This is a genomic window from Streptomyces sp. NPDC104096, from assembly GCF_055584385.1.
This window is the reverse complement of record NZ_JBVJMD010000020.1, coordinates 70887-89292: the sequence shown is the minus strand read 5'-3', so window position 1 is coordinate 89292 and position 18406 is coordinate 70887. Positions and strand designations below refer to the sequence as shown.

Below are 18406 nucleotides of genomic sequence, written 5' to 3'. Positions count from 1 at the left end.
TGTGATCGTCGTCGGCGGCGGTATCGGCGGCCTCGGCGCGGCGTTCTCGCTGACCCGCCAGGGCCTCGCCGTCCGCCTGCTGGAGAGCGCCCCCGCCTTCGGCGAGGTCGGCGCGGGCATCCAGCTCGCCCCCAACTGCACCCGCATCCTCGACGACTACGGCCTTCTCCAGGAGGCCGAGAGCCTCGGCGTCGTCCCGGACACGATGGTCATGCGCGACGCCGTCGACGGCGACGAACTGACCCGGCTCGACCTGCGGGACCTGCAGCGGCGCTACGGCTTCCCGTACCTGGTCATCCACCGCAGCGACCTGCACGGCCTGCTGCTGCGCGCCTGCGAGCGAGCCGGCGTCGAGCTGGTCAACGACGCGCAGGTCACCTCGTACGAGAACACCGCCACCGGTGCCCGCGTCACCCTGGCCTCCGGCCGGACGCACGAGGCCGGTGTGGTGATCGCGGCCGACGGCCTGCACTCCGTCGCCCGCAGGCTGCTCGTCGACGACCGGCCCGTCTCCTCCGCCTACGTCGCCTACCGCGGCACCGTCCCCGCCGACCGTGAGCGGGTGAAGTCCGTGGACCTCGGCGAGGTCGTGGTCCACATCGGCCCCGGCTGCCACTTCGTCCACTACGGTCTGCGCGGCGGCGAGATGCTCAACCAGGTCGCGGTGTTCGAGTCGCCCAAGGCGCTGGCCGGCCGGGAGGACTGGGGCACCCCGGACGAGCTCGACGCCGCCTTCGCCGACACCTGCGACTTCGTACGGGACGGCCTGCCGTTCATGTGGCGGGACAAGTGGTGGCGGATGTTCGACCGCGACCCGATCATGAACTGGGTGCACGGCCGGATCGCCCTGCTCGGCGACTCCGCGCACCCGCCGCTCCAGTACATCGCGCAGGGCGCGATCATGGCCATCGAGGACGGCTGGGTCCTCGGAGAGCACGTCGCCCGCCACCGCGCCGCCGACGGCACCCCGGACTGGGACGCCGCCCTCGCCGCGTACGAGGCCGTACGCCCCGAGCACTGCCGCCGCGTGGTGACGACCTCGCGCGCGTGGGGCGAGCTGTGGCACCTCGACGGCGTCCCCCGCGAGCAGCGCAACGCCCTGCTGCGCGCCCGCGCCACCTCCGACTACTCCTTCGTGGACTGGCTGTACGGCCCCACCGCGCTGACCCCGGACCAGGAGCCACCCATGTTCGAGCCGATCCCGCTGTCCTCCGCGACCCCGCAGCCGGCCGCCAGGGGCACGGCGGCATGAGCGACGCCCGCTGCTGATCCCGCGCGACCGGCCGGGCCGCCACCGGAGCTTTACAGCCCGACAGCGATCCATGCGGTGCGTGCGTCCGTAGGCCGGTGCGTACGGACGGCGTGCGCCGACGCGCTAGGATCCGGGCATGGCGAACCTTCGACAGGCGCAGAAGCAGATGACGCGCCGCCTGCTGCTGGAGTCCGGGCTCGAACTGTTCACCACGAAGGGGTACGCCGCCACCAAGGTCGACGACATCGCGACCGCCGCGGGCACCACCCGGGTGACCTTCTACGCCTACTTCCCCTCCCGCAGCGACCTGATGAAGGCACTCATCGACGAGCGGCTCAACGAGGCGCTCCAGCGCGTGCGTTCGCCCGAGCACGGTTCCACGGCGCAGGACCTGGTCGCCACCGTGGCCGCCGGCACGCCGGAGGCGATCGGCGCCTGGCTGCGGCGCACCGCCGACAGCTGGCCGGAGATCCGGCCGATCATCCGCGTGGGCCGGGACGCCGCGGCCGTCGATCCCGAGCTGCGCGACCTGGTGGAGCGATGGCTGGAGGAGGCCATCAGCGACATCGAGGACGGTCTGACGGCGGCCGGGCGCTTCGTCCCCCACCAGCGCCGCTTCCGGGGCGTGCTGGCGATGGCCGAGCTGGACTACGTCGCCCAGCACTGGGGCGACGCCGACTGGAAGATCACCCGCGAGCAGATGCTCGACGAGCTCAGCGCCAGCTGGGTGCGGCTGCTGACCTGACCGCCACGGGCGGGGCCGCTCGGTTCACTGCTCGGCCGCGGCGTCGTACAGCAGGCTGCGCAGCCAGGCGACGAACTGGCGGTCGTTGAGGCGCGGGTTCCACACCATGTCGATGCCGAGTCCGGGCAGCGGAAACGGGAACTCCTCGATCCGCAGGTCGGCGAGGGTGCGCATGGTGGCGGCGACCCGGTACCGCAGCAGGGCGACGCCGCCGGCGCGGGCCACGTGGAACGGCACCAGCAGGAAGTCGGAGATCCACAGCCCGACGCGGTAGGGGATGCCCTCGTCCTCCAGCACCGAGTACGGGAAGACCCGTCGGTCGGTGTCGACGACGACGTGCGGTTCATCGGTGAGCAGTTCGAGCGCGTCGGCCCGCGGCGGGGTGTCCGGTGCGGCCACCACCACGCAGCGGTCGTCGTAGAGCCGCTCGCGCGGATACGGCGAGCTATGCCCCTCGGAGATCAGTACGACGTCGACGCCCCCTTCGGTGAAGGTGGCCTCGGTCGGCACGGTGATCGTCCGCACCCGCAGCGTGGCGCGCGGCGCGCGCTCGGCGACGAGCCGGGTCAGCCGGGGGCCGACGACGAACGCCGTGCTGTTCGTCATGGCGACGGTGATGACCCGCTCGTCGGTGGTGGGGTCGAACGAGGGGAAGTCGACGATCTGCGCCGCCTGTTGCAGCGTGCCGCGCAGTGGCGCGATCAGCTCCAGGGCCCGCGGGGTGAGCGTGACGCCGCTGCCCTGCCGGACGACGAGGTCGTCCCCCAGCAGGCGCCGCATCCGGGTCAGCGCGTGACTCATCGCGGGCTGCGACAGCCCGACCCGCTCGGCCGCCCTGGTCACCGACCGTTCCTCCAGCAGCGCGAGAAGAGGCACCAGCAGGTTGAGATTGACCGACGCCAGCCGGTCCAGTCCCGACGCCGTGGTGCCTTCCTCGCCGCTCATGGCGATCACCCTATGCGGACGCCCGGGTCAGGCGGCGCAGTCGGGGGACGGGGATGCGGTGGTCGAGGGCGACGGCCGTGGTGCTGCCGTCGTCCTGCCGCCAGGTCATCAGGGCCGGGCCGCCGCCGGGTTCCCCGGCCTCGTACACCGGTTCCCCGGCCGTCGGCAGTGGCCCGACCGCCTTGAGGGTCCGCCCGAACTGCTCGGTCCAGAAGTACGGCTGGAACACGAGCGGCGGGGCGTCGTCACCGTGGACGAGCGCCCGGGCGGCGGTCTTCGCCTGGTCGATGGCGCTGCTCCACAACGGGACCCGTCGTGGGCCCCGTGCGGTGGGGACGGCGGCCAGGTCCCCGACGGCCGCGATGCCGGGACGGGCCAGGCCGCGCGTGTCGACCGGGACGGCGCCGTCGACGACGAGCCCGGTGGCGGCGAGCCATTCGGTGTTCGGGATGTCACCGACCGCGCTGAGCAGGACCTCCGCGCGCAGCACCGTGCCGTCGTCGAGGGTGACGCGGGCGTCGCCGGGCCGCCCCTCGACCCGGGCCGGGCCGCTCGTGACCACGGTGAGCCCCCGCTCGCGTGCGGCGCCGGTGAAGACGCGGGCGAGGTGGGGACCGAGCTGGGCGGCCAGCGGCGGACCCTGCGAGACGAGGGTGACGTCGCAGCCGGCGGCCAGGCATCCGGAGGCGATCTCCATGCCGAGCGGGCCGCCGCCGACCACGAGGACGGAGGGACGCTCCGCGAGGCGGCGGCGTAGCGCCAGCGCGTCGTCGAGCCCGCGCAGGGTGACCTCGTCGGGCAGCCCGGACAGGCGTCGCGCCCGGGAGCCGGTGGCGAGGACGACGCCGTCGTACGGCAGCGCGGTGCCGTCGTCGAGCGTGACGAGCCGCCGGTCGGGGTCGAGCCCGGTCGCGCGCACGCCGAGGAGTTCGCTCGCCCCGTGCGAGGCCGGCGGCAGAGTGTGCGAGGTCAGGTCGTCGCCGTCGAGGAGCAGCGCCTTCGACAGGGCGGGCCTGCTGTAGGCGGGGTGGGGCTCGTCGCCGACGACGGTCAGCTCGCCGTCGAATCCGGCCTCGCGCAGCGTGTGGGCGGCGGTGAGCCCGGCGATGCCGTTGCCCACGACGACGACCCGTCTCAGGGCGGGCGTGCTCATACGACCCTCAGCGCGGCGACCGGGCACACCCGCGCGGCGGCCCGGGCGAGCGCGGCGTCGCCCCCGTCGACCTCCTCGCGGTCGAGCACCAGCTCACCCTCGTCGTCGAGGTGCACGAGCCGCGGGGCGGCCTCCTCGCACAGGCCGTGCCCCTCGCAGCGGGGACGGTCGAGAACGATCCTCATACGGGGACGACCTCCAGGACGGGGAGCTGCTCGATGCTCCGGGTGATGTTGCCGGGGACGCGGACCTCGGGTCCGACGACGAGACGCCTGACGCGCCGGGACAGCGCCTCGATCACGGCGTGGGCCTCCAGACGGGCGAGCCCCTGGCCCGCGCAGCCGTGCGGGCCGTAGCCGAAGGACAGGTGGTCGACGGGGTTGCGTCCGACCAGGAAGGCGTCGGGGTCCTCGTAGTGCCGCGGGTCTCGGTTGCCCGCGCCGAGCAGTACTGCGATCTGCGAGCCCTGCGGGACGACTGCGCCCTCGATCTCCACGTCCCGGGTGGTGACGCGGCCCCAGACGTTGACCGGGGGCCAGTACCGCAGCGCCTCGTTGAACGCTGCCGGTATCAGGGCGGGTTCGGCGCGGACCTGGTCGAACTGGTCGGGGTGTGCGGCGAAGAGGGCGACGAGGTTGCCGATGGCGGCGACGGTCGTGTCGACGCCGGCGCCGAGGTACTGGTGGACGATGTGGCCGGCGGTGCCCGCGGGGACGGCGCCGCGGGCCTCGGCGTCGAAGATCGCGCGGCCGACGGAGCCCTCGACCAGGTCGTCGGCGGTGACCTCGGAGCACCAGGCGTACAGCTCGCCCGCGATGGGGAAGCTCTCGGCCGTGCGCTGGTTCATCGGACCGATGACCTGCATGGCGGCCTGACCCCAGCGCAGCATGTTGTCGCGCACGTGGCCGGTGAAGCCGATGAGGTCGGCGACGACCTCCAGCGGGAAGGCGCGGGCGAGGGCGTCGACGGCTTCGAACGAGCCCTGCTCGACGAGCTCGGCGACCAGGGCGTCGGCCTTCGCCTCGATCCGGCCCTTCAGTCCGCGCAGCGCGCGGGGCGAGAGGTTCTCGGTGAGGGTGGCGCGCAGTCGGGTGTGCACCGGCGGGTCGGAGGCCAGCGAGGTGCCGGTCAGGGCCTGGTTGGCGGCCGAATTGAACGCGATCGAGGTCGAGGAGAACGACTCCCAGTCGGCGAGGGCCTCGCGGATCACGTCGTACCGCGTCAGGGCGTGGACCTCGTTCTTCGGCAGGTGGACCACGGGGCCCAGCTCCCGCAGCTCTGCGTGGACGGAATGGGGATCGAGGACGACGTCGTCGGCGAAGAGATCGACGTCGGACGTGGGCGGTGTGCTCATGACCTCAGTCAAAGTGGATCGCATCGCATTCATCAAATGAATGATTTGCATGGCACTACATGCACGCTGTGCATGTCGATCCGCGAGCCGAGGCCTTCCGTGCTCCGGGCTCCCACCTTCGCGCAACTACATGAGCAAAATATATTCGTGATGTTCGTTTCGTTGACGTCATGTAAAGCGAATGGTTAGCGTGACGGCAGCCACAGGGTGCACCGCCGCACCCGCACCGCAGACGTGAGGCAGCCATGAGCGTGAACAGCAACACCGTCAACACCGTCCTGGGCCCGGTGCCGGCCGGGGAGTTGGGCGTCGTCTCGGTCCACGAAGCGCTGCTGTCGGTGCTGCCGGGCGCGGAACACGCCTTCGACATCACCCTCGACCGCGCCGAGATCTTCGAGACGCTCGCCGGCAAGCTGCGTGACTTCCGCGCCCACGGCGGCGGCACCATCGTCGACAGCACCGGCATGTTCCACGGCCGCGACGTACGCCTGTACGAGGCCCTGTCCCGTACGACCGGCGTGCACATCGTCGCCTCGACCGGCCAGGGACCCGAGGAACTGCTCGGCGGCTACTTCCTCACCCCGCAGACCGACCCGCCGACCCCCTGGCCCGCCGAGAAGTTCGCCGGCCTCTTCACCGAGGAGATCACCGAGGGCATGGTGGTCCCGCGCGTGGAACGCCGCGGCCCCGCCGGACTGGTCACCACCGCGGTGACCCGCGCGGGCATGACCGCGACCGACGAGAGCCTGCTGCGCGGCGCGGCCCGCACCGCCCTCGCCACCGGTGCGCCGCTCTCCTTCCGCCACGGCGCCGACGCCCTACGAGAACTCGAGGCCGTCCTCGACGAGAAGCTGCCGGCCGACCGGGTCGCCGTCGGCGGCCTCGACCGCAGGGCAGCCGTCGCCGCCGGTGCCCCGCAGCGCGTCGCCGACCGCGGCGCCCACGTCGTCCTCGACCACGTCGGCACCGAGGACGCCGAGCACCTGACCGACGCCGAGCGCGCCGCCCTGGTCGCCGACCTCGTACGCGCCGGACACGCCGGCCGCATCCTGCTCTCCGTCGGGGCGACCGGAGTGGCCAAGGGGCACCCCGCCAACGACCTGCCGTACAGCCACGTCCTGACCGCCTTCGTGCCCCTGCTCGAGGCGCACGGCGTCGGCGACGACGACGTGCGGCGCATCCTCCGGGCCAACCCCCGCGACCTGCTCGCGACGCGCTGAACGCGCCGGCCCGAACGACCGTCAAGATCTTTTTCCCGAAGGTGAGTGCTGTGTCGCGAGTCAACACCGTCCTGGGGCCCGTCCCCGCCGAGGAGCTGGGCTTCGTGGCGATCCACGAACACATCGGCTACGGCATGCCCGGCTCAGAGCTGGACACGCAGTGGTGGAAGACCCCGGAGCAGCGGTACGAGGAGACCGTTCCCAAACTGCGCCGCTTCCACGAACTGGGCGGCGGCACCTTCGTCGACGCGACCGGCATCTGCAACGGCCGTGACGTCGACCATTACAAGTCGCTGTCCGCGAAGACCGGCGTCCACATCGTCGCCTGCACCGGCTTCGTCGGCGGCGACACGGCCCTGCCGCACTTCGCCCGCGCCGACGTCGACTACCTGACACGGCAGTTCGTCCACGAGATCACCGTCGGCATCGGCGACACCGGCAGCCTCGCCGGAGTCATCAAGGTCGGCGTCAGCCGCGGCGGCCGCATGACCGACCTCGACAAGCGCATCTACCGCGCCGCCGCCCGCGCTTCGCTGCGCACGGGCGTGCCGATCCTCACCCACCTCGCGATCGACGCCGAGAACGCCGTCGCGATCTTCGACGAGGAGCGACTGCCGCTGGACCGTGTGCTGTTCGGGCACGTCGACGACGGGGTCAACGCCGACAGGACCCGCGACGTGTGGATCGCCGAGCAGGGCGGCCGCATCGGCTTCGACACCTTCGGCTACGAGACCGAACTGCCCGACCCGCCGTTCTGGGCCCGCCCGCGCAAGGAACGCCTGGACCACTTCCTGCGGTTCATCGACAACGGCCGCCGCATCGGGCAGGTCCTCGCCTCCGCCGACGCCAACTGCTCCCCCCTGGGCTGGCCCGGAGTCAAGGGACACACCGTCAACTACCTCTTCGACGACCTGCTCCCGGACCTGCGCGCCGCCGGACTCGACGAGGCCGCCATCCAGACGATCTTCGTCGGCAACCCCGCCGACTTCCTCACCATCCAGAAGTAAGAGAGATCCGCCATGCAGTCCTCGGACCTGAACAAACTGAAGATCGCGATCGTCGGCGCGGGCTACGGCGGCGCGGCGGCGGCCAAGGCCCTCAGCCTGCTCGGCGCGGACGTCACCGTCCACGAACAGGCCAACCGGATCCGGGAGGTCGGCGCCGGCATCGGCCTGCGCCCCGCCACCATGAACCGGTTCCGCCAGTGGGGGATCTTCGACGCGATCGCCGAAGTCAGCTCGCCCAGCGAGTACTTCGAGATCCTCACCGCCACCGGCGACCCGATCATGAAGGAGGCGTGGCCCGCCGAGGGCGAGCAGACCCGCACCCATCTGATCCACCGCGGCGACTTCATCGAGGCCCTGCTCGGCGTGCTGCCCGAGGGCATGGTGCGCCTCGGCCACCGCCTCCAGAGCGTCGAGGACAAGGGCGACAGCTCCGTCCTGACCTTCGCCGACGGCGCCACCGTCGAGGCGGACCTCGTCGTCGGCGCCGACGGCATCAGGTCCGTCGTACGGCAGCAGCTGTTCAGCGACCGGGAACCGGTGTTCTCCGGCGAGCACGCCTACCGCGCCGTCATCTCCGCGGACGACGCCCACGGCATGGTCACCGACGACAACCTGCGCATGTACATCGGCCGCGGCACGAAGGTCTACCTGCTGCCGCTGCGCCACCGCAACCAGGTGTCCTTCGACATCACCGCCCTGTGCCCGGACGGGACCTGGACGCCGCAGGTCACCAAGGACGACATGCTGCGCACCGTCGAGGGCTTCGACGAGCGCCTGGTGGCCATCACCCGCGGCCTCGACACGGACGGCGTGAACATCCGCGCCGTCTACGACATCGACCCGGTCGACACCTGGCACTCGGACTCCGTCGTCCTCGTCGGCGACGCCGCGCACTCGATGCTGCACCACCAGGGCCAGGGCGCCAACTCGGCCATCGAGGACGCCGGAGCGCTCGCCGACGCCCTGCGGCAGGCGGACTCCGTGAAGGAGGCCCTGGCCCGGTACCAGGCCACCCGCAAGCCGGTGACCGACCAGCTCCAGGCCATCTCGCGCCAGGGCTGGGCCGAGAACGAGATCGACGACGTCTTCCCCGGCCAGAAGCCCCCGGCCGCCGCGACGAAGGAGTAGGTCATGCCACTGCACCCCGAGATCGCGAAGTTCCTCGCGACCCTCCCGCCCGCGCCCGAGGGCCCGCTCGACCCGGCCGCACTGCGCGCCGCGGAGGAGGCGCACGTACCCGCCGTCGAGGACCGCCTGCCGCTGCACGCGGTGCGGGACCTGACCGCGCACACGGCCGCCGGCGACGTGCCGGTACGCCTCTACACGCCCACCGACGCGGACCGCCACGGCCTGCTGGCCTACTTCCACGGCGGCGCCTTCTTCCTCGGCAGCCTGGACACGCACGACCACCTCGCGCGCTCGCTGGCGAAGGAGACGGGCCTGAAGGTGGTCTCCGTCGGCTACCGCCGGGCGCCCGAGGCCGCCTTCCCGGCCGGGCTCGACGACTGCTACGCCGTCACCCGGTGGGCCGCCGAACAGGGCACGGACCTCGGCTGGGACGGCACCACCCTCGGCGTGGCCGGCGACAGCTCCGGCGCCGGCTTCGCCGCGGCCGTGGCGGCCAGGGCGCACGACGAAGGCTTCGACAGGATCACCCACCAGATCCTCTACTACCCCTCCCTCGACCTGGACTTCGACGAGGACCGCCACCCCTCCCTGCGGGAGAACGCCGTCGGGTACGGCCTGGAGACGGCCGGTCTCAAGCCGTTCAACGCCTTCTACCTCGACAGCGGCGCCGACCCGGCCGACCCGCTGGTGTCCCCGGTCAAGCGCGAGGACCTGCGCGGGCTGCCACAAGCCCTCGTCGTCACCGCCGAGTTCGACCCGATGCGCGACGAGGGCGAGCTGTACGGCCGACGCCTCCAGGACGCGGGCGTGCAGGCCACGGTGAGCCGCTACGAGGGCGCCGGCCACGGCTTCGTCCAGCACTTCTCCTGGATCCCCGAGTTCCACCGGGTCTTCGCCGAGACCCGCGACTTCCTCACCCGGCACTGAACTCAGGCCACCGTCAAAGAAGTTCGGAGAGGTGACCATGACACGCGACGTCACCGTCCACCCCCTCGTCTCACCGTGGGGGAGGTTCGGTCTGTACAGCTTCTTCGTCGACGCGCCCGAACCGGCGATCGTCGACACCGGGATCGCGACCTCCCCCGCGCAGGGCATGGCCCCGGCGCTGGAGGCGATCGGGAGACGCATCGAGGACGTGCGCTGGATCCTGCTCACGCACGGGCACATCGACCACATCGGCGGGGCGCACGCCCTGTGGGAACTCACCGGCCGACGCGCGCAGGTGGTGATCCACGAGGCGGACGCACCGATGCTCCGCTCCCGCCGGGCGCACGTGGACGAGTACCGCGCGGGACGAGGCCGGTACCTGCGCGACGCCGAGGGCGAGGCGAAGGTGGCCGCGGCCACGCACGCCGTCATCTCCGGGGAGATGGAACCCACCCTGCTCGTCAAGGGCGGCGAGACCCTCTCCCTCGGAGGCGACGTCACCGTCTCGGTGCACGCCGTACCGGGGCACACGCCCGGCTCCGTCGCCTACGTCGTCGACGGCCAACGCTCGGTCTTCGTCGGCGACGCCGTACAGGTCCACGGAGCCGCCAACGGCTTCCCCGGCTACACCGACCCGGCCGCCTACCGCGCCGGCCTGGAACACCTCCGGGACGAGATACGCCCACGGCACCTGTACCTCGGACACCCCTACCGCCGCGCCGACGGCACCCCGTACGGCGTCGAACTCGACGAGACACAGGCCCGGGAGGCCATCGCCCAGAGCCTCGCCGCCGAAGGCCGCGTCGCCGAGGCCGCCTGCCGCTGTCTGGAGGCCGGCCCGAGCGAGACGGACTCCCCGTACTCGCCCTTCGCCGCCGTGGCAGACGCGCTCGGCTACACCGGCGACCCGGCCCTCGAACCCTCGCCCTTCTTCACCTCGCTGCACGGTTACCGCGCGCAGCACCACCCGACCGCGCAGTACAGGAGCACCACACCATGACCGACCTCCACACCATCCGCGCGGGCCAGGAGTCCATCGCCGTCCGCAAGGACCTGCGGGTCCCCATGCGCGACGGCGTCGAACTCGCCGTGGACGCCTACCACGGCACCGACGACACCCCCCGCCCGGCGCTGATCGCGATGAGCGCCTACGGCAAGGAACTCCAGGCCCTCGCCCTGACCACGCCCCCGCAGCGCCGCCCCAGCCCCATGTGGGACGGCTGCATCGAGGCCGGTGACATCGCCCGCGTCGTCCGGGAGGGATACGTCCACGTCATCGGCGACATGCGCGGCACGGGCGACTCCGGCGGCGTCATGGTCGGCAACTACAACGCCGGCGGCGTCCCCCAGGGGCAGGACCTCCACGACCTGATCGAATGGGTCGCCGCGCAGCCGTGGTGCGACGGCAACATCGGCATGATCGGCATCTCCTACTTCGGCTCCATGCAGGTGCTCGCCGCCGCCGAACGCCCCCCGCACCTCAAGGCGATCTTCGTCAGCGGTGGCCACTTCGACTTCTACGAGACGACGTACCACGGGGGCGTCATGTGGTTCATGCCGCGCGCCGCCCGCGAGGGCCGCGGCGGCGACTCCGGCATCGCGCACACCGACGTCAAGTCCCGTATGCAGGAGGTCCACAGCCCCGAGCACCTGAACAAGCTCGTCGACGAACGACTCGACGACCCCGACGTGGCCGCCTGGCCCAACCTCGTCCACGTCCTCAAGTACCCCAAGAACCGCGAGTTCTGGTTCGACATCGTCATGAACCCGCTCGACGGCGACTGGTACGAGGAACGCAACCCCGTCAACCTGGCCCGGAACATCGACATCCCGGTCTACCTCCAGATCGACCAGGGCCGCGGCTGGACGGTCGACGGACACATCGAGCTGTTCGACGTCCTCAAGGGCCCCAAGAAGCTCGACGTCGGCTCCTACCCCCCGATGCAGTCGCGCCCCTGGATCGAGGAGCACGACAAGATGTTCCGCTGGTACGAGTACTGGCTCAAGGGCGTCGACAACGGGATCATGGACGAGCCGGCCGTGAGCGTCTTCGTGGAAGGCTCACGCGAGGTGATCGCCGCGGACCGGTGGCCCCCGAAGCCGACCACCCACAAGTCGCTCTACCTCCGCCCCCGGCACAAACTCTCCTACGAGCCCGAGCGCATGGGAACCGAACACGCCGCCCCCGACGGCTTCTACCAGGCCCCGCTCACGGTCACCGACAAGGTGGAGGTGCTCACCTGGAGCACCGAACCGTTCGAGGAGCCCACCGAGCTGATCGGGACCGGCGCGGCCCACCTGTTCGCCGAGATCGACCAGGACGACACCAACTTCATCCTGCGCCTGTGGGACGAAGCCCCCGGCGGCAAGCGGCAGTTGATCACCACCGGCTACCTCAAGGCCTCCCACCGCGAACTCGACGAGGACCGCACCACCGAGGGCGACCCCCACCACCCGCACACCCGCGCGGTGCCGGTCGAACCCGGAAAGATCGAAGAGTACGTGCTGCGCCTCTACCCGCACGCCGCCACCTTCCTTCCCGGTCACCGCCTGGTGGTGGAGCTGTCGAACGACGAACCCCTGGCCGACGCGCACAACTCCCTCCTCCCGCCGGACGCCTTCCACCTGCCGGTGGGCCGCCCCGTCACCCACAAGATCTACCGCGACGCCGCACACCCCTCCCGCCTGGTGCTGCCGTTCACGACGGACCAAGCCCCGGACACGACGCGATCAGGCCCCGCGCGCGCCGAAGACGGAGACCAGCACACCGGCGTCTGACGAGGCGGGGTCGGCGGTGGCCGGGGGCCGCCGGCCCCGGCGGTTCTGCCACGTCCATGCCCGGCCCGGCCGCGTGATCGGAACAATGGAGCCCGGCAACGTCCGGGCCGCACGCCGCCGTCAGCGTGTGCGTGGGACCGCGGACACCACGACCTCGACGGGGAGCTCTGCCATGAGCGGTACGGAAAACGGCAAGGTCGTCTGCTTCTTCCAGAGCGCGGAGAAGTTCAAGGCACGTTACGCGACCCTCGGGTTCAGCGACCAGGCGAACCTGGACGAGGGCACCATGTGGCCCTCCGCGTTCGCCCTCACGGAACTGAACGCCGAGGCCGAGGCGAGGATCGCCGCACTCGTGAAGCAGGCGGTGAGCTGAGGCGCGTCACGGCGCGTCCGGCGCCGCGCCCCGCCCACCACCGCGATAGTGGCGAAGATCCGGCAGCAGCGCGGGATTCAGGGGCGCGGTCAGCCGGAACTCGATCAGCGTGGCCGGACAGCCCTTGGCGACGAGCTGGGCCAGAGCGGTCAGCCGGTGATTGCCGTCGAGGACCAGATACTCGTCCGGACCCAGCGTGTAGGTCGCGAGCATGAGCGAGATGCCCTGGGCGTCGAGCCGGGTCGCGTAGTGGTCCCGCAGTTCTCCGATGCGCGAGCGCCGTTCCTGGCGTAGGGCGGAGAGGTCCGTCGCCAGGTCGGCGTGCCGCAGCGGCAGCGCGCCGCGCTGGTCGTACCTCACCTCCCCTGTCCCGGATCCCTTGCGGTACCAGGGAGCGTGGTAGCCCGCCAGAGCGGCGACGTCGTACGGTGCGAGCGTGGTGGAGACCATGGTCAACTGGACTGACTGATCGGCCTGTTGGGCCATTTCCGACAGTGCCTCCCAGTCGAGGGAGGCACGGATGCGGTGCGCCCCCTGGGTGAAGTGGGCCCGGAACACCTCGAACGGCACCGGCTGGACCGCCATCCGTGCCAACTGCGCGGTTTGCGAGCCGAATTCGCCGGACCAGTGGTCGGCCATGACTCGCGACCTCCGCGCATGGAACTCGGCCGTTCCGCGAAGCCCTTCGATCACCGAGAGGAGCTTGCGCCAGTCGTCGGGTGTCCAGTGCGCATGGGAGTGCAGGGAGGAGCCGAGGGTGTCCGTGATGGTGCTCAGCACCCGGGACACAGTGCGCAGATACTCCTCCTGCATCGCCGGCCGGGCGAGCGGCACCAGGGAAAGCCCGGCCCGGCAGTCGTACAGCGCCCGGTACGTACGACCCGGGGTGGACGCCTCCCGCAACTCCGGTGCCGAGAAGGTGAGATAAGCGATCTTTTCAGTCAACTCCAGTTCAGCCAGAGCCTCTTGGATGTTGCCCTGACGTCGGGCGAGCAGCATCCCGACGACCATCGTGGTGACGGCGCCCAGGCCGAAGCTGGAGGCCCAGTCCGACCAGCTCCAGGGCTCGCCGTGCCACCACAGCAGCAGGTCCATGACGCCGGCGACGACGGGAAGTACCGCCAAGGGCCAATAGCCGGCCCATAACGTTCGCGCTCTCGATGTCACCGGCTCCTCCTCCAGCCGCAGGGCCGCGGCCCGACACGAGAAAGACAGTCGATATCCGCCGGACGGTTCCCCGTGCTGGTGTGCCGACCGGCTGGCGAGCGACTCCGGAGCAGTAGCGAGCGCGGCGAACAGCGCGTGCGCCCGTACTGTGACAATGAGCCGGTGAAAGAAGCCCCCGTCGCGCCGCTGCTCGTCATCCTCGGCATAGACGATCTCCGACCGCTTCCCAGGGCTACGAGGATCGCCCGCACCAGCCGCGAAGGCATCCAACTCCTGGAAGAGCATCGCGACAGTTTCATTGACGAGCTATGGCTCGACCACGATCTCGGAGGCGAGGACACCATCATGCCGGTGGTGACCCTCATGGAAGAAGCCGCTTTCAACGGACGGCCCTTTCAGATCGGAGCGGTCTTCGTCCACAGCGCCAACCCCGTAGGAGCAGAGACAGTTGTCCGGTCGCTCGCCCGCTGGAGCTACCGTGTCCGGCGGGCAACGGCCTAGCCAGGTGCCGTGACCAAGCGGCAGGGAGGCGGCGGCTGGCTGCTCGCACTGCACCGGGAACGGGGCAGTGGGAAGTGATCCTTGAGACCAGGGACCAGGCGGAGCTGCGCTCGCACTTGTGCTTGCTCAGGGAAGCGCGCGTCGACGCGTCGCTCGTCCGGATCGACATGCCAGTCAGGCTTGTCGTAGCGACAGCGAGAGTCGGCGTCGTACGTTGTCGATGTCCGTGACGACGACCACGACCTGATCGCCGACCTGTACGACCTCTTCCGGCACCGCCACCGGCGCCGAGCTGAGCTCGGACAGATGGACGAGGCCCTGAACGTCGTCCGTGACCTCTACGAAGGCGCCGAATGAGACCAGTTTCGTCACCCTGCCGGTCAGCCGTTGGCCCACCACGATGCCGTCGGTGGACTGCCGGAAGGGGTCCAGCTGCATCGCCCGCAGGGACAGGCGAGCTTCGCCGTTCCAGGTGTCGAACTGCAGGAACTCGCACGACACCCGCTGCCCAACCTGAACGACGTCGGTCGCCGCCTCGAAACAGTGCCAGGACAGCTCGGGACAGGTGATGAAGCCGACGCCGGGAAACACGGGGTGTTCGGGGCCGTCGTCCAGGGCGACGAAGACGCCGAACCGCTCGATCGCCGCGACCGTGCCGGTCAGGACCTCGCCGGGGCGAAGCCCGCTGAGGAATGCCCAGAGTTCCGGATATTCGGTGGCCGACATCGACAGTTGCACCTGGCCCGCGTCCTTATTCACGGCAAGCACCTTTCCGCTGACTTTGCGTCCTACCACAGCGACGTCGGAGAAGCTGCGACGCCAGGGGCCGTCCAACCTGCCTACCGTCGCCAACGGTTGGGTGGGAAGACAGTCCAGGGTCACCGACAGCCCGGATCGAGAGACCGCAGATACGGTTCCGTGAAGGACGTCTCCGATGCGGATTCCGACCAGCAAATCCTGGATGTCCTGCGGTGGCGGCGCATTCTCCGTTGCTGGATCAGCGGGTCCGTTCCAGCGGGTCGGCCCGGGCGAGCAGTTCCGCGAGCGGGGTGCCGGTCCGGGCGGCGATGACGCGGCGTGCGCGAACCTGGGCCCGTGTACGGGGGCGGAACTTCGGCTCGCGCCCGCAACCGCACGGCTCGAAGCCCTCGTACCGCAGCCCCGCAGCCAGTACCACCGCCACCACCGACCAAGCCTTCCGGTTGCTGCGCCGAGGTGCCGCGAAGTCATGGCCGGCGCACAACAGTGTCCCGGCGCAGCGCGGGCATGTGTGTCCGGCCCGGCTGGGATGCCGTTTGAAGCTGATCCGGCACGACACGCACACGTAGTGCAGTCTGTAGTGGACGAAGGCGTAGGTGCACACGGAAGGACCGTACCGGCGGCGTATCGTCAGGAGCCAACGGGTTCCCCCGCGTCGTCGAGGGACGCAGCGGCAACGGGCGACGTCACCACAGGTGCAGGAAGCTCCGGACATCGTCGTAGCCGTCGAGGGCGCGACCGTCCACGTCCGACGGGTCCGCTTCGGCCCGTGCCGCCAGCGACTCCGCCAGAGCACGGGCCTCGTCGCTGAGCCGCCCGAAGCGTCGAGCGGTATGGCCCAGGCACAACCCTGCCAGCCCGAGCAGCGGGCTACCCGACCCGGCCCGAGTCCCGACCTGCACGCACCAGTGCTCGACGAACGCCGCGTCATCGTCGTTCAACGCGGTGCCGACCAGGACGTCCGCCGCCGCGCCCTCGGTCGAGCGGTCACGCAGAGCCCGCTCCAACGTCTCGACCACCGTCCCGTGAGGCAGAGCGGGAGGGTTCTCGAAGGTCAGATGGGAATGCATCCCACGAGACTACGCGGACCGCAGCCAACGGCCGCCTGCCGCGGACCCGTCCGGCAGGACGGGGGAACGCTGCTTGCTGCGGCATCAGTCCCACCAGAACGACCAGGAAGTCCGCCCCACGAGCCGCGTCGCGTACTCGGGGAACGGCGTGGGCGGGTCGTCGACGATGTTGTCCGCGGTCGACAACACATGTTCCAGAGCCAGCAAGTTCGTGTGTTCTGCGTCCGCGGGAGGCCTCGCGACCGATACGTGCAGCTCGCTGCCGACGACCGCGACGACCTGGGCGCCGAAGCGGTCCTCCCAGCTCCGCAGCAGTGCGCAGAGCAGAGGCAGCGGTGCCTCCGCGGTCCAGCCGATGAACGCCAGAGCGTCACTGCTCCGACGGGCGGGGACGAGCACCAGGCAGCACTCCTCCAGCCCGAACGGGCCCGTGTCCATGAGCCAGTTCAGCAGGCGTGCCGCGGCCTCCTCCGAGGTCGGGCCCGCGGACGTCGCCGGTACCCGCGGTGCCAGGCCCGGCCACTGTTCGAACGGCGGCCCCGGGTCATGCGGCCACGGCTCGGTTCCCTCGGGCACCGATTCCGGCGTCGGGTCGGTCCAGAAGGGCAGCCGCCTGCGCCGGTACTCGGCGAAGTCCGTGGCCAGCACCTCCTCCAGGCGTATGGCATCGACGTGCTCCGGACCGAGCGGACGTCCCAAGGCGCCGGGCCGGCACAGGAGCGGAACCAGACCGTGTACCGGCTGCTCGCCCAACAGGCGAGACCACAGCCGTTCGACATCGTCAGGGAACTCGTCGGAGATCCAGACAAGTTCGGGACCACAAGTCACGAACCGGCCGGGAGGCAGACCATCAGGCAGGGCGAACGACATGGCCGGCACTCTAGACCGCGGCACCGACAGCGCACCGCCCCGAAGGACCTCAAGAGGAGCTGCGTCCGCCGGGCCGCCTCCGCCACCCCGGACCCGACCGACCTACTCGTCGAGATATCGATACGCCTCGCTCGCCGCTCGGATCGCCACGTCGCCGTCGCGGACCTGCCACTCGCTCATGCCGTCGACCTCGTGGCTGACGAGGAACAGGCCGGTGATCAGGTCGTTGTCGTCGTCGGATGCCGGGATCCGCGCGATGCGCCGTAGTTGCTCCAGGAAGTCGTCGACGGCCTGAGCGCGCATCGCGGCGCCGTAGAAGGCCCAGTTGGCGAAGTTGTACTGCTTCGGAGGGAAGGCCCAGCCCCCGCTGTACGTCTCATCGGGATCGTCCGACTCGACGATCCGTACGACCTGGGCGAGCTGCTGGTCATCGCACTCCAGCCAGCCCCTGATCCCGACGAAGATGCCCACGTGGATCGCCCCCTACGCCTCAGACGCCGCTCGACGGACGCCCACTCCGGTCGTCGGACGATAGACGGGGTCCGATGGGTCGAGCAAAGCGTTTCGACGCCCTCGCCCGGCGGCCGCGGCTGAACGACGGCTTACAACTGGTCCCCGATCCCGGCCGGTTTCGGCGGATGCGGCCCGCCACCGTCTTTGACGTCCTGCTCGCAGGTCCGTCGGTCGTAGGACTGGTCGTTGGGTATCAACAGCACTCCGGCAACCTGTTCAGGGTGTTCGACGGCGAGCCACGCGTCGCCCGTGGGGTCACCGCCCGGACCGAACGCCTCGGACGAGTAGACCGTCTGACACCCCAACGCCACGCGCTTCCTGTCGACCGCGCAGGCGTCCACGGCAGGGCCGGAACTCTCGTCGGCACCGTCGAAGCGGAAGTGGAAGTGCACCTGGTCACCTCGGGAGGGAACCTGCGGGTGGGGCTCAAGGCGCCAGTCGACGACCTCGGCGGTGGCGCCGAGAGGCCGCTCGTACGCGTCCTCGATCTTCACCCTGACGTCGGCCTCACCGCGTTCCGCGGTCGTGTCCGTGCAGCCCCAGTGGGAGGAGCAGCCGGACAGGGCGAGGATCGCCAGAACCAGCGGAGCACCGGCAGGCAGCCGTGCGGGGAACATTCAGCTGACCTCCGTGCCGGTGCGCGG

Annotated in this window: 20 protein-coding genes and 1 pseudogene; 10 read left to right on the top strand and 11 right to left on the bottom strand. The window is 70.7% G+C overall.

The genetic code is table 11. From position 1 onward, the window contains the following. The first annotated feature begins 1 nt into the window (after position 1). Positions 2-1252, top strand: coding sequence for an FAD-dependent monooxygenase (locus ACZ60B_RS21520; RefSeq protein WP_469389335.1), 1251 nt, complete (start codon positions 2-4; stop codon positions 1250-1252). A gap of 136 nt (positions 1253-1388) precedes the next feature. Beyond that, a complete protein-coding gene (locus ACZ60B_RS21515) occupies positions 1389-1997 on the top strand; it encodes a TetR/AcrR family transcriptional regulator (protein WP_469389238.1) in 609 nt (202 codons plus the stop codon). A gap of 24 nt (positions 1998-2021) precedes the next feature. Here the strand turns inward: ACZ60B_RS21515 and ACZ60B_RS21510 are convergent, their stop codons facing one another. Genes ACZ60B_RS21510 through ACZ60B_RS21495 form a run of 4 tightly spaced genes read right to left on the bottom strand, consistent with a single transcriptional unit; the run spans position 2022 to position 5449 of the window. Beyond that, complete coding sequence (locus ACZ60B_RS21510; RefSeq protein ID WP_469389236.1) at positions 2022-2942, bottom strand: LysR family transcriptional regulator; 921 nt, start codon at positions 2940-2942, stop codon at positions 2022-2024. Positions 2943-2952: 10 nt separating this feature from the next. Continuing rightward, entirely contained in the window at positions 2953-4095 is a 1143-nt protein-coding gene (locus ACZ60B_RS21505; protein WP_469389234.1) for an NAD(P)/FAD-dependent oxidoreductase, read from the bottom strand. Further along, on the bottom strand, positions 4092-4280 hold the full coding sequence (locus ACZ60B_RS21500; protein WP_469389232.1) for a ferredoxin: 189 nt from the start codon (positions 4278-4280) through the stop codon (positions 4092-4094). Before ACZ60B_RS21500 ends, ACZ60B_RS21505 begins: the two co-directional genes overlap by 4 nt. After that, on the bottom strand, positions 4277-5449 hold the full coding sequence (locus ACZ60B_RS21495) for a cytochrome P450 (RefSeq protein WP_469389231.1): 1173 nt from the start codon (positions 5447-5449) through the stop codon (positions 4277-4279). Before ACZ60B_RS21495 ends, ACZ60B_RS21500 begins: the two co-directional genes overlap by 4 nt. A 245-nt stretch (positions 5450-5694) precedes the next feature. On the opposite strand from ACZ60B_RS21495, the gene ACZ60B_RS21490 reads away from it, so the two are divergent. The 7 genes and pseudogenes from ACZ60B_RS21490 to ACZ60B_RS21460 all read left to right on the top strand — a co-directional run. Next, positions 5695-6669, top strand: a complete 975-nt coding sequence (locus ACZ60B_RS21490; RefSeq protein WP_469389229.1) for a phosphotriesterase family protein — start codon at positions 5695-5697, stop codon at positions 6667-6669. Positions 6670-6719: 50 nt separating this feature from the next. Continuing rightward, on the top strand, positions 6720-7676 hold the full coding sequence (locus ACZ60B_RS21485) for a phosphotriesterase family protein (RefSeq protein WP_469389227.1): 957 nt from the start codon (positions 6720-6722) through the stop codon (positions 7674-7676). Positions 7677-7688: 12 nt separating this feature from the next. Further along, positions 7689-8804, top strand: a complete 1116-nt coding sequence (locus ACZ60B_RS21480) for an FAD-dependent oxidoreductase (RefSeq protein WP_469389225.1) — start codon at positions 7689-7691, stop codon at positions 8802-8804. 3 nt (positions 8805-8807) lie between these two features. Then, positions 8808-9731 (top strand): alpha/beta hydrolase, encoded by a 924-nt coding sequence (locus tag ACZ60B_RS21475; RefSeq protein WP_469389223.1) that lies wholly within the window; start codon positions 8808-8810, stop codon positions 9729-9731. A 37-nt stretch (positions 9732-9768) separates the two neighbouring features. Beyond that, a complete protein-coding gene (locus ACZ60B_RS21470) occupies positions 9769-10731 on the top strand; it encodes an MBL fold metallo-hydrolase (protein WP_469389333.1) in 963 nt (320 codons plus the stop codon). Further along, positions 10728-12509: a CocE/NonD family hydrolase gene (locus ACZ60B_RS21465; RefSeq protein WP_469389221.1), complete on the top strand. Its 1782-nt coding sequence runs from the start codon at positions 10728-10730 to the stop codon at positions 12507-12509. The genes ACZ60B_RS21470 and ACZ60B_RS21465 overlap by 4 nt, the downstream gene beginning before the upstream one ends. A 187-nt stretch (positions 12510-12696) precedes the next feature. Next, positions 12697-12882: pseudogene (locus ACZ60B_RS21460) on the top strand (hypothetical protein); the annotation flags it as partial. Between the two features lie 6 nt (positions 12883-12888). On the opposite strand, the gene ACZ60B_RS21455 reads toward ACZ60B_RS21460, so the two are convergent. Beyond that, a complete protein-coding gene (locus ACZ60B_RS21455) occupies positions 12889-14007 on the bottom strand; it encodes a ParB N-terminal domain-containing protein (protein WP_469389219.1) in 1119 nt (372 codons plus the stop codon). A 204-nt stretch (positions 14008-14211) separates the two neighbouring features. On the opposite strand from ACZ60B_RS21455, the gene ACZ60B_RS21450 reads away from it, so the two are divergent. After that, positions 14212-14550, top strand: coding sequence for a cyclic-phosphate processing receiver domain-containing protein (locus ACZ60B_RS21450; protein WP_469389217.1), 339 nt, complete (start codon positions 14212-14214; stop codon positions 14548-14550). Positions 14551-14724: 174 nt separating this feature from the next. Here the strand turns inward: ACZ60B_RS21450 and ACZ60B_RS21445 are convergent, their stop codons facing one another. From ACZ60B_RS21445 to ACZ60B_RS21420, 6 genes are all read right to left on the bottom strand, one after another. Then, entirely contained in the window at positions 14725-15384 is a 660-nt protein-coding gene (locus tag ACZ60B_RS21445; protein ID WP_469389215.1) for a S1 RNA-binding domain-containing protein, read from the bottom strand. Positions 15385-15547: 163 nt separating this feature from the next. Continuing rightward, entirely contained in the window at positions 15548-15736 is a 189-nt protein-coding gene (locus ACZ60B_RS21440) for a hypothetical protein (RefSeq protein ID WP_469389213.1), read from the bottom strand. Between the two features lie 259 nt (positions 15737-15995). Next, a complete protein-coding gene (locus ACZ60B_RS21435; RefSeq protein ID WP_469389211.1) occupies positions 15996-16379 on the bottom strand; it encodes a hypothetical protein in 384 nt (127 codons plus the stop codon). A gap of 84 nt (positions 16380-16463) precedes the next feature. After that, a complete protein-coding gene (locus tag ACZ60B_RS21430; protein WP_469389209.1) occupies positions 16464-17078 on the bottom strand; it encodes a DUF4253 domain-containing protein in 615 nt (204 codons plus the stop codon). A 273-nt stretch (positions 17079-17351) separates the two neighbouring features. Further along, positions 17352-17720: a hypothetical protein gene (locus ACZ60B_RS21425; protein WP_469389207.1), complete on the bottom strand. Its 369-nt coding sequence runs from the start codon at positions 17718-17720 to the stop codon at positions 17352-17354. A 131-nt stretch (positions 17721-17851) separates the two neighbouring features. Continuing rightward, positions 17852-18379 (bottom strand): hypothetical protein, encoded by a 528-nt coding sequence (locus ACZ60B_RS21420; RefSeq protein ID WP_469389205.1) that lies wholly within the window; start codon positions 18377-18379, stop codon positions 17852-17854. Positions 18380-18406 lie beyond the last annotated feature (27 nt).